The sequence below is a fragment of the Cupriavidus sp. MP-37 genome (assembly GCF_020618415.1).
Taxonomy (GTDB): Bacteria; Pseudomonadota; Gammaproteobacteria; order Burkholderiales; family Burkholderiaceae; genus Cupriavidus.
This window is the reverse complement of record NZ_CP085345.1, coordinates 1,786,272-1,802,795: the sequence shown is the minus strand read 5'-3', so window position 1 is coordinate 1,802,795 and position 16,524 is coordinate 1,786,272. Positions and strand designations below refer to the sequence as shown.

Sequence of the window (16,524 nt, the reverse complement as noted above, 5' to 3'; positions counted from 1 at the left end):
TTGCCGCGCGTAGGTCGCTTCGCGGGAACTTGCGTGCCTTGACCTTCAGACCTTTTCCGCTCGCCTATACTGCGCAGACACCCTTCACCCGGACCTGAACCATGGATTACACCCCCGGCATCAGCCACCTCGCCAGCCTGCTCGCCGATCCCGGCCGCGCCGCCATGCTGTGGGCGCTGATGGACGGCAGCGCACGGCCGGCGGGCGAGCTGGCGTTGATCGCCGGCCTGTCGGCGTCTTCCACCAGCGGGCACCTGGCGCGCCTGACTGAAGGCGGCCTGCTGGTGGCGGAGACGCGCGGGCGCAACCGCTATTACCGGCTGGCGGCGCCGGAGATCGGCGTGGCGATCGAGGCGCTGGCGTCAGCGTCGCTGGCGAGCCAGCCGCCGCGGCTGCGGGCGGTGCCGGTGTCGCGCACGGCGCCGCCGGCGCTGCGCCAGGCGCGTACCTGCTATGACCATCTGGCGGGGGAGCTGGCAGTGGGGCTGTTCGAGCGCATGACGCAGTCGGGCTGGCTGATGCAGGACGGGCAGCGGGTCGAACTCAGCGGCGACGGCGCGCAAGCGCTGGCGGGGCTGGGCGTGGACGTGGACGCGGCGCGCCGCAAGCGGCGGCAGTTTGCCTGCACCTGCCCGGACTGGAGCGAGCGCAGGCCGCACCTGGGCGGCGCGCTGGGCGCGGCGCTGCTGGGCAGCCTGCTGGCGCGCGGCTGGGTCGAGCCGACGCGCACCTCGCGCGCGCTGCGCGTGACACCGGCGGGCCAACGCGAGATCATCCGCATCGCGGCCTAGCGCGCCGCGGCAACAGGAGAAAAAGATGGTCACACCGCTGGACGACGACACGCAGGACGCGATCGCGCGTTTCTTCGCCCTGATTAACCTTGGCGACAGCGCCCAGACCTCGGCGCAGCTGGCGATGTTCGAGGATGCCCTGCTCGAGGCCGAGGACGACGACACCGAAGGGCCGGAACTGCTGTGGGTGATCCGCGAGGTCATCGACTGGCAGTCCGGGTTCTTTGTCGACTGGAAGGATGCGCAGTCCTTTATCGGCTGCCTGAACCAGCTGTGCGAGCGGATGGACCTGGAGCTCGACTGGGGCACCGACGACCCCGAGGACGAGGTCTTCCTGGAGAGCACCAGCGTGCCGGAGCTGATGGAGCTGGCGCATAACCAGCTGCGCGTGGCCGGCTATACGCTGTGGAACTGGGATACCGGCGGTGACGCCTACGGCGGCTGGATGACGCGCAGCGAAGATGATGAAGAGATGCTGGACCTGGCCGAGATCCTGCGCTTCGAGGTGCGGCCGGCGGATCAGCCTTATTGACCGCGGGCCCGGCGCCCCGCCTGCCGGCAAGACGCCGAGCCCGGTTGCGCGCCTATTCGAACAAAATCACCGAGCGCGCCAGCTCGCCGCGGCGCAGTTCGTCGAAGGCGTCGTTGATGCGCGCCAGCGGCAGCCGCTGCGCGATCAGCTCGTCCAGGTGCAGGCGCCCGGCCATGTAGAAATCCACCATGCGCGGCATGTCGACCGGGAAGCGGTTGGAGCCCATCAGCGAGCCCTGGATGCGCTTCTCACCCAGGAAGTCGCTGCCCTTCAGCTCGATCTTGACGCCCGGCGCGATCATGCCGATGACCGTGGCGGTGCCGCCGCGGCGCAGCATGGCAAAGGCCTGCTCGGTGGTTTCCTTCAGGCCGATGGCCTCGAAGGCATGGTGCACGCCACCGCCGGTAAGCGTGCGCACCGCGTCCGGTACATTGCCGTCGCTGGCATCGATCACGTCGGTGGCGCCGAACTTGCGGGCCAGCTCCAGCTTGGCGGGCACACGGTCGATGGCGATGATGCGGCCGGCGCCGGCAATGGCGGCGCTGTTGACCGTGGCCAGCCCGATGCCGCCGCAGCCGATCACGGCGACGGTCTCGCCCGGCTGCACCCTGGCGGTATGGATCACGGCGCCCATGCCGGTGGTCACCGCGCACCCGATCAGCGCGGCGCGGTCCAGCGGCATGTCGCGCCGGATCGCCACCAGCGCGTGCTCATGGATCAGCATCTGCTCGGCGAAGGCCGACAGGTTCAGGAACTGGTGCAGGGTCTTGCCCTGCGGGGCCTGCAGACGCGGCTCCTGGTCTTCGCGGCGGCGGGTATCGGGCTCGGTGCACAGCGACAGGTGGCCGGTCAGGCAGTGCTCGCAATGGCCGCAGTAGGCCGACAGGCAGGTGATGACGTGGTCGCCGGGCTTGACCGTGCGGACTTCAGAGCCGACCTGCTCGACCACGCCGGCGGCCTCGTGGCCCGGGATGGTCGGGACCGGGTGCGGGTAGGCGCCGTCGACGAAGTGCAGGTCCGAATGGCACACGCCGACCGCAGCGGTGCGCACCAGCACTTCGCGCGGTCCGGGCTTGCCGATGGCCACGTCTTCGATCACCAGCGGCGTCTTGGGTTGATGCAGCACTGCAGCTTTCATGGGAGTCCTCTCGGGGCAGCTACGGTGCCGGAGAAAATACCCCCAAACAGCGGTTCAGGAAAGCCGCCCGCCGCGCGCGGGCCCGCGTCAGAGCTCTTCCTTGATCGGGAGCACACGCAACACGCCGATCCCCAGATGTTGCAGCGGGCCCATGCCGGGCTCGCGGTCGTACACCACCAGCTGTCCCTTCTCGCGCGTGGTCCAGGTCAGGCGCGGGTTGCCGCCGTCGCCATCGGTCTGCAGCCCGACGCAGTAGGCCATGTCGAGCAGGCCGTCCTCGGTGGACCGGGTCATGCGTTCGGCCAGTGCCGGGCTGTCGAGCACCACGCCCATCTCGGTGTTCAGCTTGGCCGAGCGCGGGTCCATGTTGAGCGAGCCGATAAACACCAGGCGCCGGTCGACGATGTAGTTCTTGGCGTGCAGGCTGGCGCGGCTGGACGACAGCCAGGCGCGCGAGCGCGAACCGCGCGCGGCCTTGCCGCGGTTGGCCAGCTCGGCATAGGCGCTGGGCTTGAGCTCGTACAGCTCGATGCCGGCGGCCACCAGCGCCTGGCGGTGCGGCGCGTAGCCCGCGTGCACCGGACTGACGTCGGTGGCGGCAAACGAGTTGGTCAGGATGCGCACGCGGATGCCGCGCCGCGCCAGCGCGATCAGCCAGGCTTCGCCGTCGTCGTCCGGCACGAAGTAGGGCGAGATCAGCAGCACCTCCTTCTGCGCGCCGCTGATCATCTTCTCCAGCCGGGCGGTGGCGTGCCCGGGGTCGTCGTGGGTCTGGTGGGTGATCTTGGCCGCCTTGTCGGACACCACCACGGCCTTGCCGTAGTAGCCGGGCATATGGCCGCTCTCTATCCCCCTGGCCAGGCCCGAATCCAGCAGCTCCTGCACGTAGGGGCTGGCCACGGCCTGGTCGCCGCGCGCCTCCAGCCGCTTGCGCAGGCTGCGCATCTCCACCGGCGCTTCCTTGCCTGCGGGGATCAGCGCCACCACGGGATAGGATGACGTGTCGTTCCAGTACTCGTCGAACACCGCGGAAACTTGCGGCACCGCCGGCCCGGCCACCAGCACGTCGAGGTCGCTGAAGTCCATGTCGGTGCGCGCCGAGAAGTACGCGTCGCCGACATTGCGCCCGCCCAGCAGCGTGATCTGGTTGTCCACCGTCATCGACTTGTTGTGCATGCGCCGGTCCAGGCGCTTGAAGCTCGTCAGCATTTCCAGCCAGCGCACGCTGCGGTTGGCGAACGGGTTGAACAGGCGCACCTCGATATTGGGATGCGAGTCGATCGCCGACAGGACCTTGTCGAGGCCGCCGGTATGCAGGTCATCGAGCAGCATGCGCACGCGCACGCCGCGGTCGGCCGCGTCCAGGATGTCGCCCAGCACGGCGGCGCCGGTGCCGGTCGGCTCGAAGATATAGGTCTGCAGGTCCAGGCTGCGCTGCGCCGCGCGCGCCATCGCCAGCCGCGCCGCCAGCGCGTCGGGCCCGGACTGGAGCGGGTAGAACAGCGACTCGCCCGGACGCTTGGCCAGGCGCGGCGCCAGCACCTTGCCCAGCGGCGTGTCGCCGGTATTCGCCGGCGCGCTCGAGGGGGTGCGCTCCGCCTGCGCCGGCAGGCTGGCGCAGCCGCCCAGCACCGCGGTGCCGAGCACACCGGCCAGCGCGATCGCGGCCAGCCGGCCCGCGCGCCGGCACCAGCCTGCGCCGGCGCACCCCGCGGTCATCGGCCGCCGGGCGTCGAACGGAACATCGCTGTGCGTCTGGAACATCCGTCAGTCTCCCTGCACCAGTGAATGAAGGAACGGGGATGGGCCGGTTCCTCACACCGGCCGGCGTGCAGCGCCTGCTACTTCGCAAGATATACCGCGCGCGCCGGCATCGGCAGCGGTGCCATTCCTGTCCGCGCCGGGAGTTTGTCCTACACCGCAACAGCTACGGCGGGCGGCCCGGCACCTGGCGACGAGTGCGCCACTTCGCACAGCGCACCCGGCCCACGCGGGCGGGCAGCGGCTTTCCCTGCACAGCGATTTCTCTTATGATGCCGCCCAATATACCGGCCGGTAAGCACCGGGAGGAGGCCCTGCGGCAGATGTCGCCGCCCATGCGGCTGGCGCCCTGGCGCAGCTTGCGGCCGCCCGGCGCTGCCGGCATAGTTGCGCGCCTTCGCGGCCGTTTGCCTTGCACCGCACGGCGCGCGCCCAGACCGGATCCCGATGTCGAGCCAACCTTCCCAGCCTTCCTCCGCCGGCGCAGCCGCGCCCACCTTGCGCCGCACCCTGCGCGCACGCCATCTCACCATGATCGCCATCGGCGGCTCCATCGGCACGGGACTGTTCGTCGCCTCGGGGGCCACCATCGCGCAAGCCGGGCCCGGCGGCGCGCTGGCCGCCTATGTCCTGATCGGCGCGATGGTCTATTTCCTGATGACCAGCCTGGGCGAACTGGCTGCCTACATGCCGGTGTCGGGCTCGTTCGCCACCTATGGCGCGCGCTATGTCGACGAGGGCTTCGGCTTCGCGCTGGGCTGGAACTACTGGTACAACTGGGCCGTGACCATCGCGGTGGAACTGGCCGCGGCGCAGCTGGTGATGCAGTACTGGTTCCCGGACACGCCCGGCGTGCTGTGGAGCGCGCTGTTCCTTGGCCTGATGTTCGCGCTCAATGCGATCTCGGTGCGCGGCTTCGGCGAGGCCGAATACTGGTGCGCGCTGGTCAAGGTAGTGACGGTGATCGCCTTTATCGGCATCGGCACGCTGATGATCTTCGGCATCCTGCGCGGCGACATGTCGGCCAGCCACGGCCTGGCCAACCTGACCACCGGCGATGCGCCCTTCGTCGGCGGGCTGCCGGCGCTGATCGGCGTGGCCATGATTGCCGGGTTCTCGTTCCAGGGCACCGAGCTGATCGGCGTCGCCGCCGGCGAATCGGCCGATCCGGCCAAGAACATCCCGCGCGCGGTGCGCCAGGTGTTCTGGCGCATCCTGCTGTTCTATGTGCTGGCGATCCTGATCATCGGCATCCTGATTCCCTACACCGACCCCAGCCTGCTCAAGAGCGACGTGCAGACCGTGGGCGTGAGCCCGTTCACGCTGGTGTTCCGTCATGCGGGCCTGGCCTTTGCCGCCGGCGTGATGAACGCGGTGATCCTGACCGCCGTGCTGTCGGCGGGCAACTCCGGCATGTATGCCTCGACCCGCATGCTGTACAACCTGGCCACCGAGGGCCGCGCGCCGCGCGTGTTTGCGCGGCTGACGCGCAACGGCGTGCCGCTGGTGGCGCTGCTGGCCACCACCGCGGTCGGCGCGCTGTGCTTCCTGACCTCGCTGTTCGAAAGCAAGTCGGTGTACCTGTGGCTGCTGAACCTGTCGGGCATGACCGGCTTCATTGCCTGGCTCGGCATCGCCGTCAGCCATTACCGCTTCCGCAAGGGCTTTGTCGCCCAGGGGCATGACCTGAACCGCCTGCCCTATCGCTCGCCGTTCTTTCCGTACGGGCCGATCTTCGCCTTCGGGCTGTGCCTGGTGGTGACGCTGGGCCAGAACTACCAGGCCTTTACCAGCGGCAAGATCGACTGGGTCAGCGTGGCCGCCACTTACATCGGCATTCCGATCTTCCTGCTGATCTGGCTGGGCTACCGCGTGGCGCGCAAGACGCGCTTCGTGCCCTACGCCGAAATGGAATTCCCCGCGCTGCCGGCCCGCGATGCCGCCGTAACGCGCACCGCCGTGCCGGCGGCCGGTGAATAGGCGCCGTTCCCGGGCGCCTGCAATCCGCAGTAACAAGCAAAAAGCACAACAACAAGGAGCATCGCTTTGAAGAAAGCAATCCGCATCAGCCTGCTGGCACTTGGCGCCGGCATGGCCCTGGGCCTGCCCGCGCACGCCGCGCCCACGCTGGTGGAGTCGGTGCAGGGCTATACCCTGCAGCAGGACAAGGTCACCCGCTTCACCGGGCTGGTATTCGACCAGGGCAAGGTGCTGGCCACCGGCGACGCCGCCGCCCTGCGCGCGCAGTACCCCGGCGCACAGCGCATCGACGGCCAGGGCAAGACCCTGCTGCCGGGCCTGATCGATGCCCACGGCCATGTGTTCCGCCTGGGCTTCAAGACCACCGAGATCTCGCTGTCGGGCACGCGCACGCTGGCCGAGGCCCAGGGCATGATCCGCGCCTATGGCGACAAGAACCCACAGCGCAAGTGGCTGCTGGGCTATGGCTGGAACCAGGTCAACTGGAAGCTGGGCCGCTTCCCGACCGCGGCCGAGCTTGACGCCGCGGTGTCGGACCGCCCGGTGCGGCTGGTGCGCGTCGACGGCCACGCCGCGTGGCTGAACACCAAGGCGCTGCAAGCGGCCGGCATCACGCGCGATACCAAGGATCCGGCCGGCGGACGCATCGAGCGCGATGCCAGCGGCAACCCCACCGGCGTGCTGGTCGACAAGGCCATGGCGCTGGTCAACAACGTGATCCCGCCGTACAGCGACGACGACCGCCGCGCCGCGCTCGCCGCCGCGCTGGCGCACATGAACGCGCTCGGCCTGACCGCCGCGGGCGACGCCGGCGTGACCGTCGCCGAAGACCGGATCTACCGCGAATTCGCCGACCAGGGCAAGCTGACCACCCGCATCTACGGCATGATCCGCGACACCGGCGACGACTTCAAGACGCTGTCGGCCAAGGGGCCGCTGTCGGGCTACGGCAATGACCGCTACTACCTGCGCGCGGTCAAGCTGTACGGCGATGGCGCGCTCGGCAGCCGCGGCGCCGCGCTGATGGCACCGTATTCGGACGACCACGTGCACAGCGGCCTGCTGTTCATGAGCGATGCCGCGATGCAGGCCGCCGTCAAGACCGCGATCAAGGCCGGCTACCAGGTCAACATCCACGCCATCGGCGACGCCACCAACCACCAGGTGCTGGACGCCATGGAAGCGGCGTACAAGGAGGTGGGCGGGCGCCAGCTGCGCAACCGCGTCGAGCACGCACAGGTGATCGCGCTGCCGGACATCCCGCGCTTCAAGTCCCTCGACCTGATCGCGTCGATGCAACCCACGCACGCGACCAGCGACATGAACATGGCCGAGGACCGCGTCGGCAAGGACCGCATCAAGGGCGCCTACGCGTGGCAGACCCTGCTCAAGCAAGGCACGGTGATCGCGGGCGGCTCCGACTTCCCGGTGGAATCGGCCAACCCGTTCTACGGCCTGCACGCGGCCGTCACCCGCACCGACCATGAAGGCCGCCCGATCAAAGGCTGGCATCCGGAAGAAGCGATGACGCTGGCGCAGGCGTTCCGCGCCTTCACGCTGGACGCGGCCTACGCCGAACACCAGGAGAAAACGCTGGGCTCGCTCGAGCCGGGCAAGTGGGCGGACTTTATCCTGGTCGACCAGGACCTGTTCAAGGTCAAGCCTGCCGATATCTGGAAGACGCAGGTGCTGGAAACGTGGGTGGCCGGGGAACGTGTTTATGTGAAGGACGGCAAGCGGTGAGCCAGCGGTAGCGCGCCGCCGAGTTTCGGGGGGTGATGCAGGTGCGCACGAATTGATGCGCCTGACTTCGTTGATGCGCCGGCCCTCACCCCCGCCCCCTACCCAGGAACCGTTGCTAACCCATTGATTCTGCTAGTACCGCCAAAGAATCAAATGCCACCGTCATTCCCGCGAAGGCGGGAATCCAGCGTCTTAAAAGTCCCCCTTCGGGGGACAGAAAGCCACTGGGTCCCCGCCTTCGCGGGGACGACGCCCCGGTTCGTGGCAGCAAGTCGGCAAGTGCAAGACGTGCGTTGATCTCTCCCGCAAGCGGGAGAGGGGAGAAAACAGGCGGGAGGGAAATCGCTGTTTGGGGGCGCACCTCAAATCCACTGGTCGTTCTCAACGGTACGCGCGCCCGCCGGACCGTCGCCCGTGTTCACCACGCCGCGCGGCTCGATCAGCAGCAGCTTGGCTTCCGCGCTGGCGCAGGGCTTGTGCTCGACGCCCTTCGGCACCACCGCCATCTGCCCGGCCCGCAGCACGATCGAAGCGTCGCCGGACGGCCCCTGCCGGACATCGATGCGCAACTCGCCTTCGAGGACGATAAAGGTTTCATCGGTGTCGGCATGCCGGTGCCACTGGAAGTCGCCTTCGACCTTCACCACCTTGAACTGATAGTCGTTCATTTCCGCGACGACGCGCGGTTGCCAGTGACCGTCGATCTGCGCGATCTTGCCGAGCAGGTCAATGCTCTGGCACTGGCCCCGGCCGGCCGGCGCGGTGGGATCGTTCGAGTGTCGGGACATCGTCCTCTCCGTTCAGAAGTTGACGAGTACAGGATACCCGGGCGCCTGACGGCCGTATTGAACATGGCGGTGCATGGCATACGCCTTGCCCCGGCACCACGCTTCAATACGCTGGACGCCTGCTATCGGCCTGGCGTGCCGCACCCAGTCGCGGCTTGACAGGAGGGATGGTCGGTTCATGAGGTGTAACCCCGGATGGCCTTGGCCTCGCGTTACGAGTGGGATGTCCGTGCCGCGCGCTGCCTAGGCAGCAAAAATTGTCGCACGGCACGGCGGACACCTTGCGCTGTCAGCGCAAGGTGCTATGTTGGCTTGGAGAGTCCACGGCGTGACCGCCTTGAAGCTGTGCCGGCGCAGCTTCCTTCATATGCGCTCGCCCCAGCCTCAGCCGCCACACCGGCACAGAACCCGGCAGAACCATCTTGGCAGACCACCACGCGCTTGCCCTCGCCCTGATCGCCGTCTCCGGTGCCGCGCTGGCGCAGGCACCGGCCGATGCGCCTGCCTACAAGTCCCTGCGCTACGAGGAGGACTATCGCTTCCTGCAATCGCCCGCCACGGCTTCCCCGCGCAGGGACTTCTGGGATCCGGTCAAGTACATCCCGCTTGGCGCGCCGGACACCTACCTGACTCTTGGCGGCGAGATCCGCGAACGCTTCGAGCACTATTCCGCGCCGAACTTCGGCACGCCGGGCCGCGAGGCCGATGGCTACCTGCTGCATCGCATCCTGTTGCACGCCGACCTGCATGCGGGCGAGCGCCTGCGTGCCTTCGTCCAGTTCGGCAATCAGCTCGCCGCTGGCAAGGATGTGGCCGTGCCTCCGTATGAAGACCGGCTGGACCTGCAGCAGGCGTTTTTCGATGCGCGCCTGCCGGTGTCGGGCACTGCGGCGGCGGACCCCACGCTGCGCGTGGGCCGGCAGGAAATGGCGTTCGGCGCCCAGCGCCTGGTCTCCGTGCGCGACGCCCCGAACGTGCGCCGCGCCTTCGACGGCGTTCGCCTCGGCGGCCAGGCCAGCGACGTCCGCATCGATGCCTTCGCCACCCGGCCGGTGCTGCTCAAGGCGGGCAACTTCGACGACCACCCCAATCACGCGCAGGGTTTCTGGGGCGTGTACACGACATGGCCGCGCAGCTTCGTGCCGGCATCCGGCGTCGATCTCTATTACCTGGGCTTCGAGAACAGCCGCGCGCTGTACAGCATCGGCGCCGGCGTGGAGCGCCGCCATTCCGTGGGCGGGCGCATCTTCGGCAGCCGCGGCCGGTGGGACTGGGACTGGGAGGCGCTGGCGCAGTTCGGCAGCTTCGGCCGGCAAGAGCTGCGCGCGTGGGGCTTCTCGACGGACACGGGCTATGCCTTCGCCGTGGGCGGATGGAACGCGCGCGCCGGGGTCAAGGCCACCGCGGGCAGCGGCGACCGGAATGCCGCGGACGGCAAGCTCGGCACCTACGGCGGGCTCTTTCCCAAGCTGGCCTACTTCAACCAGGCCGGACTGCTTGGCGCCTCCAATGTGCTGGACCTGCAGCCGTCGCTGACGCTCAGGCCCACAGCATCGCTACGCTTGACCGTGTCGTGGGACTTCATCTGGCGCCAGACCACCGGCGACGCCATCTATACCGCGACCGCCGTCCCCATCGCCGGCACGGCAGGCCGCCCCGGCCGCTATACCGGCAGCCAGCTGGCCTTCGACGTGTTCTGGCAAGTCGACCGGCATGTCACCGTCAACGCCGGGCTGGTGCATGTGCAGGTGGCGCCGGTGCTGAGCACGGCGGGCGGGCGCAACACGAACTTCACTTATCTGTCGGCGGCCTATACCTTTTGAGGCCGGTCCCGCCAGGCCGTCGCACTCAGTCGGCGCGGATCCTGGCAGTCGCCGCCACCCTGGCCCAGCGAGGGACTTCCTCGGCCACACGCTTGGACAGGGCTTCGGGTGAACCGGCCACGACGGCGAAGCCCATTTCCGCCAGTCGCCGCCGGACTGGCGCTTCGGCAAGCATGCTTGCCACCTCGCGATGCAGGCGATCGATCGCGGCCGGGGGCGTGCCCGCGGGCGCGTACAGGGCTTGCATGGTTTCGGAGCGATAGCCGGCAAACCCGGATTCCGCAATCGTCGGCACGCCGGGCAGCGCGTGCCAGCGCGAGGTACCGCCGAGGGCAAGCGCACGCAGCTTGCCGCCGGCCAGCAATGGCAATGCCGGCGGCAGTGCACTGAGGGCACAGTCGACCTGCCCGCCCAGCACCGCCTGGATGGCCGGCGCGGCGCCGTTGTAGGGCACGTGCAACAAGGTCACGCCGACCTTTTGCCAGAGCAGTTCGGCGCCCAGGTGCACGCTGTTGCCATTTCCGGGTGTTGCGTAGCTGGCCGCACCGGCACTCGCCTTCGCCTTGGCCAACAGGTCGCCGAGGGTCGAGAAGGGGCTGTCGGACCGTACCAGGATCACGTCCGGTGCACTCACCAGTTCACTGATCGCAGCGAACTGCCGCACCGGATCGTATGGCGGCTGGTCGGGGTGCAATGCCGGATTGGTCAGGAATGCCGTGGATGCCAGCAGCAGCGTGCGGCCGTCGGGCGCGGCCCGCGCAACGCTGGCGATGCCGATATTGCCGCCGGCGCCGGCACGGTTTTCGACGATCACCGGATGGCCAAGCCGTCTGGCCAGGCCCTCTGCGAGCAGCCGCGCGACCAGGTCGGCAGTGCCGCCCGCGGCGAACGGCACGACCAACCTGACCGTGCCGCCCGGTGTCCAGCGCTGCACCGCCTGCGCCGCTGCGGCCCCCTGGCAAACGGGCAGCACGCTGCCGAACCCGGCCAGGATTGCCGCACGCACCAAGCGGCGGCGCGCCGGCGAAGGCTGTGAGTCCAACGCGTGGGGATGGCTCGATGGCGTTGCGGGCCGGGGCATGCCTCGTCTCCTTACCGAGCCGGGAAAGCGTCCCCTGGTGCTCGAATTCCGACTGCGCCTCTCCTTTGGCTTCGCTGCGCCAGCCGCAGGAATTCTCCGGAGTTAAGCGTTTTGAACCCACTACCTTATGCGTGGCCGTTCATCCGATCCAATCACATTTTGTTCCGGTCGCCATCAGCATTTGGTATGGGCCTTCATCGCCATGCGGGGCGATATGCCCTCGCCTGCAGCGCGGCTGAAATGGTTGCGGACTGCGCGTCAACCGCCTAGATTCATGTAACCCGCGCGAGAGCGCCATGTGCTCAGCGCCGGGTCCAGCCAGCGGTAGTCATCCCTTTACCCGATGTCCACGCATCCCTATTCCAAAGGAGACCCACCATGAGCAGTCCCGCCAACTTCAACGGCAAGCGCCCGGCCATCGATCCCGCCGATACGGCCATGCTGCTGATCGACCACCAGAGCGGCCTGTTCCAGACCGTAGGCGACATGCCCATGCCGGAGCTGCGCCTGCGCGCTGCCGCGCTGGCCAAGATGGCCACGCTGTCCAAGCTCCCGGTCATCACCACGGCGTCGGTGCCGCAAGGCCCGAACGGTCCGCTGATCCCGGAAATCCACGAGAATGCGCCGCACGCGAAGTATGTGGCGCGCAAGGGAGAGATCAACGCCTGGGACAACCCAGAGTTCGTCGCCGCGGTGGAAGCCACCGGCAGGAAGAGCCTGATCATCGCCGGCACCATTACCAGCGTGTGCATGGCGTTCCCCTCCATCAGCGCGGTGGCAGACGGCTACCGGGTGTTTGCCGTGGTCGATGCCTCCGGCACCTACTCGAAGATGGCGCAGGAAATCACGCTGGCGCGCGTGGTCCAGGCCGGCGTGGTGCCGATGGATACGGCGGCCGTCGCCTCGGAGCTGCAGCGCACGTGGCATCGCGATGATGCCCAGCAATGGGCCGAGATCTACACCAAGATCTTCCCGGCCTACCAGTTGCTGATCGAGAGCTACATGAAGGCACAGGCGGTGCAGAAGGACGGCGAGGTCCTCGACTCGGCACGCTGACAAAGGCGGCGCGGGCCGGCCGGCCGCGCGCGCGCTCACTGCATCGACGGTGCCGGCTTGCCGGCGTCGATGCCGTAGCGCGCCAGCGCCTGCGCCACCAGCCCGGCGGGCACCGTACCTTGTGCCGCGAGTGCCCGCAGCGCCGCCACGCACACATAGGCGCGGTCCACCTCGAAGAAGCGGCGCAGCGACGGCCGGTTGTCGCTGCGGCCGTAGCCATCGGTGCCCAGCACCGTGTACGGCGCGCGCACATAGGGGGCGATCAGCTGCGGATAGGCGCGCACGTAGTCGGTCGCGGCCACCACCGGTGCATCGCCGGCCAGCAGTTGTTCAACATGGCTGGGCGCCACCTCGGCTTCGGGATGGTGCAGGCGTTGCCGCGCCGCCTCGCGCGCCTCGCGCTCCAGTTCCGCAAAGCTGGTCACGCTGAAGACTTCGCTGTCGACCTGCCAGTCCTCGGCCAGCATCCGTGCCGCCGCTTCGACCTCGCGCAGGATCGCGCCGCTGCCAAGCAGCCGCACCTTGCCGCGCCCGCCTCCTGCGGATTGCGCAAGCCGATACATGCCGCGCACGATGTCGCCTTCCACGCCGGCCGGCATCGACGGCTGCGCGTAGTTCTCGTTCATCACGGTGAGGTAGTAGAAGACGTCTTCCTGCCGCTCCATCATCGCGCGCATGCCTGCATCGACGATCACGGCCAGCTCGTAGGCATAGGCGGGATCGTAGGCACGGCAGTTGGGGATGGTCGCGGCGATGACGTGGCTGGTGCCGTCCTGGTGCTGCAGGCCTTCGCCGGAGAGCGTCGTGCGCCCCGCCGTGGCGCCGACCAGAAAGCCGCGCGCCCGCTGGTCGCCCGCCGCCCACACCAGGTCGCCGATGCGCTGGAACCCGAACATCGAGTAATAGATGTAGAGCGGCAGCATGGCGGTGCCATGGGTGCTGTACGCGGTGCCGGCGGCAATCCACGACGACATCGCGCCGGCTTCGGTGATGCCCTCTTCCAGGATCTGGCCGCTGACGTCCTCGCGGTAGTACAGCATCGAGCCGGCGTCCTCGGGCTCGTACAGCTGTCCCTGCGACGAGTAGATGCCGACCTGGCGGAACAGGCTGGCCATGCCGAAGGTGCGCGCCTCGTCGGCGACGATGGGCACCACGCGCGGGCCCAGCGTCTTGTCCTTGAGCAGCCCGGTCAGCATGCGCACCATCGCCATGGTGGTCGACATCTCCTTGTGCGCGGCGTCGATGGCGAATTGGCCATACTGCGCCAGCGGCGGCACCGGCACGGCCTCGGCGCGGCAGCGCCGCGCCGGCAGGTAGCCGCCGAGGGCGGCGCGGCGCTCGCGCAGATAGCGCAGTTCGGGGCTGTCTTCGGCCGGGCGGTAGAAGCGCATCGCTTCCAGGTCGGCATCGGACAGGTCCAGGCCAAAGCGGCCGCGGAAGGCCTTGAGCGCATCGAGGTCGAGCTTCTTCTGCTGGTGCGTGGTGTTCTGCGCCTGGCCGGCATCGCCCATGCCATAGCCCTTGACGGTCTTGGCCAGGATCACGGTGGGCCGGCCCTTGTGGTCGCGCGCCGCGGCAAAGGCGGCATGCAGCTTGCGCAGGTCATGACCGCCGCGGTTGAGCGCGGCCACTTCCTCCGGCGTCATGTGGGCCACCAGCGCCTTCAGTTCCTCGTTCTGGCCGAAGAAATGGCTGCGCCCATAGTGGCCGTCCTTGGCCTTGTAGGTCTGGAACTGCCCATCCATGGTGGCTGCGAAGGCGCGCAGCAGCGCACCGCTGTGATCGCGCGCGAAAATCGGATCCCAGGCGCTGCCCCACAGCACCTTGATCACATTCCAGCCGGCGCCGCGGAACAGCGCCTCCAGCTCCTGCACGATCTGGCCGTTGCCACGCACCGGCCCGTCCAGGCGCTGGAGGTTGCAGTTGATGACGAAGGTGAGGTTGTCGAGCTGCTCGCGCGCGGCCAGCGGGATCGCGGCGATCGATTCGGGCTCGTCCATTTCGCCGTCGCCGAACACGCCCCAGACGTGGCGGCCCGCGGTGGCTTGCAGTCCGCGATGCTCCAGGTAGCGCATGAAACGCGCCTGGTACACCGCCTGGATCGGCCCCAGCCCCATCGAGCCGGTCGGGAACTGCCAGAAGTCAGGCATCAGCCACGGATGTGGATACGAGCACAGTCCCTTGCCGTCGGACTCGCGACGGAAATTGTCCAGCTGCGCCTCGGACAGGCGGCCTTCGAGGAAGGCCCGCGCGTAGACCCCGGGCGCCGAGTGCGGCTGGAAATAGACCAGGTCGCCGCCGTTGCCGGCGTCGGCGCCGCGGAAGAAGTGATTGAACCCCACCTCGAAGATATCCGCGGCCGAGGCGTAGCTGGAAATGTGGCCGCCCAGTTCGCCATAGGCCTTGTTGGCGCGCACCACCATGGCCAGCGCGTTCCAGCGCACGATCGCCGTGATCCGCTCTTCCATCGCGGCGTCGCCGGGATACGGCAGCTGCCGCTCGACCGGGATGGTATTCACGTAGGGCGTATTGCTCTGCGCGACCGTCGGCACGCCGAGCGCAGGCGCGGCATCGAGCAGCCGTCCCAGCAGGTAGTGCGCGCGCTCATGGCCGCATTGCGCTACCACCGCCTCCAGCGCCTCCAGCCACTCCTGCGTTTCCTGCGGGTCGTCGTCGCGCTGCCGCGCGGCCAGGGCGAGCAGCTTGGCATGGGGGGAGGCGAGGTTTGTCATGGAAGGTCTCCGTAGGCTTTTTTTTATTCTATGGAGAGGCCTGCGGCACGAGGTGCTGACTTTCCACGCGGCGCTAGCGGTTGGCGGCAGATGACGCTGCGGCAGGCGCCAATCACGCGCAACGATGCTGCGCGACGCGCGCCTGGCCGGCAGCGCGTGCCGCGCAGCATCGAGCCGCAGCCGGCAGCGTTGTTATCGCCTGAACGAGTCCGCCGGCAGCCGGTCGATGAATTCGCTGGCGCGCCTGAGGTGCTCGCGGATCAGCTGTGCCGACTTGTCGGCATCGCCGCTGACGATCGCCTGGGCAATCAGGCGGTGCTCGTTGACGGATTCCTGCAAGGCTTCGCCGTGGATGGCGTTGCCCAGCTGGAACATGATCATCGGCAATTGCAGGCGGCCGATGAAATCGGTGAGCTGCGCATTGCCGCACTCGTCGGCGATGGCCTGATGGAAACGGCGGTTCTCTTCGAAGTACGCCGCCGGGCTCATGGCATGGTGGTCTTCCCAGATCGGCCGGGTCGCGTTCAGAAAACGCTCGCGCACGCAGGCCTCGTCCATGCGGCTGGCGGTGCGCCGCGCCGCCAGCGCCTCGAGCTCGGCACGTATCTCGAACAGCTCTTTCATCTCGAGGTGGGTGTAGCGCCGGACCATGGTGGTCTGGTTCGGGATGCTCTCGACCAGGCCCTCGGCCGACAGGCGGCGGAACGATTCGCGCACCGGACCCCGGCTGACGCCGAGCTCGCGCGTCAGGTCAGCCTCGACCAGGCGCTGGCCCGGCACCAGACGTCCGCTGAGGATGGCCTGCCTGAGCGTATCGACAACATATTCGAGCGTGCTGCGCTGCGGTTCGGATGGATTCGTCATATCAGGGGCTCGGCTGGCGATAACCCTGATTGTATCCCACGCTGACGAACACTATTGTCCTACAACATCGTTTGTTCATTGATGATGTAAGGCTGGATTGGACTTGCGAAGTTCGGGCGGGCGCCGATTATCAAAGTCCATTTTTCGCCGCTTTTTCAGCACCTGAATGCCGCTTTAAGGGCACGCAGGGCGGCATGCCAAGCGACAAATTGTCCTACAATCACGTCGACCAAAT

Annotated in this window: 12 protein-coding genes; 6 read left to right on the top strand and 6 right to left on the bottom strand. The window is 68.1% G+C overall.

Translation table 11 applies throughout. The annotated features are described in order from the left end of the window. Positions 1–101: 101 nt before the first annotated feature. Positions 102–791, top strand: a complete 690-nt coding sequence (locus LIN44_RS24485) for a helix-turn-helix transcriptional regulator (RefSeq protein ID WP_227314846.1) — start codon at positions 102–104, stop codon at positions 789–791. Between the two features lie 25 nt (positions 792–816). Then, positions 817–1,323: a hypothetical protein gene (locus LIN44_RS24480; RefSeq protein WP_227314845.1), complete on the top strand. Its 507-nt coding sequence runs from the start codon at positions 817–819 to the stop codon at positions 1,321–1,323. 52 nt (positions 1,324–1,375) lie between these two features. On the opposite strand, the gene LIN44_RS24475 is transcribed toward LIN44_RS24480, so the two are convergent. Together LIN44_RS24475 and LIN44_RS24470 are read right to left on the bottom strand one after the other, a co-directional pair. Then, entirely contained in the window at positions 1,376–2,461 is a 1,086-nt protein-coding gene (locus LIN44_RS24475) for a Zn-dependent alcohol dehydrogenase (RefSeq protein ID WP_227314844.1), read from the bottom strand. Positions 2,462–2,548: 87 nt separating this feature from the next. Then, complete coding sequence (locus LIN44_RS24470) at positions 2,549–4,225, bottom strand: phospholipase D family protein (RefSeq protein ID WP_227314843.1); 1,677 nt, start codon at positions 4,223–4,225, stop codon at positions 2,549–2,551. 444 nt (positions 4,226–4,669) lie between these two features. Between LIN44_RS24470 and LIN44_RS24465 the strand changes: the two genes are divergently transcribed. After that, entirely contained in the window at positions 4,670–6,202 is a 1,533-nt protein-coding gene (locus tag LIN44_RS24465; RefSeq protein WP_227314842.1) for an amino acid permease, read from the top strand. 66 nt (positions 6,203–6,268) lie between these two features. Next, on the top strand, positions 6,269–7,945 hold the full coding sequence (locus LIN44_RS24460; RefSeq protein WP_227314841.1) for an amidohydrolase: 1,677 nt from the start codon (positions 6,269–6,271) through the stop codon (positions 7,943–7,945). 362 nt (positions 7,946–8,307) lie between these two features. On the opposite strand, the gene LIN44_RS24455 is transcribed toward LIN44_RS24460, so the two are convergent. Then, entirely contained in the window at positions 8,308–8,733 is a 426-nt protein-coding gene (locus tag LIN44_RS24455; RefSeq protein ID WP_227314840.1) for a cupin domain-containing protein, read from the bottom strand. Positions 8,734–9,155: 422 nt separating this feature from the next. Here LIN44_RS24455 and LIN44_RS24450 point away from each other — a divergent pair, with 422 nt between their 5' ends. Beyond that, positions 9,156–10,556, top strand: a complete 1,401-nt coding sequence (locus LIN44_RS24450) for an alginate export family protein (protein ID WP_227314839.1) — start codon at positions 9,156–9,158, stop codon at positions 10,554–10,556. Positions 10,557–10,581: 25 nt separating this feature from the next. Here the strand turns inward: LIN44_RS24450 and LIN44_RS24445 are convergent, their stop codons facing one another. Further along, positions 10,582–11,637 carry a tripartite tricarboxylate transporter substrate-binding protein gene (locus LIN44_RS24445; protein ID WP_227314838.1) on the bottom strand — a complete coding sequence of 352 codons (1,056 nt, stop codon included), beginning with the start codon at positions 11,635–11,637 and terminating at the stop codon, positions 10,582–10,584. 378 nt (positions 11,638–12,015) lie between these two features. Here LIN44_RS24445 and LIN44_RS24440 point away from each other — a divergent pair, with 378 nt between their 5' ends. Then, on the top strand, positions 12,016–12,693 hold the full coding sequence (locus tag LIN44_RS24440) for a hydrolase (RefSeq protein ID WP_227314837.1): 678 nt from the start codon (positions 12,016–12,018) through the stop codon (positions 12,691–12,693). Positions 12,694–12,728: 35 nt separating this feature from the next. Here the strand turns inward: LIN44_RS24440 and mdeB are convergent, their stop codons facing one another. Both mdeB and LIN44_RS24430 read right to left on the bottom strand, forming a co-directional pair. Beyond that, positions 12,729–15,425, bottom strand: a complete 2,697-nt coding sequence (gene mdeB / locus LIN44_RS24435; RefSeq protein ID WP_227314836.1) for an alpha-ketoglutarate dehydrogenase — start codon at positions 15,423–15,425, stop codon at positions 12,729–12,731. A gap of 192 nt (positions 15,426–15,617) precedes the next feature. Further along, complete coding sequence (locus LIN44_RS24430; RefSeq protein ID WP_227314835.1) at positions 15,618–16,289, bottom strand: GntR family transcriptional regulator; 672 nt, start codon at positions 16,287–16,289, stop codon at positions 15,618–15,620. Positions 16,290–16,524 lie beyond the last annotated feature (235 nt).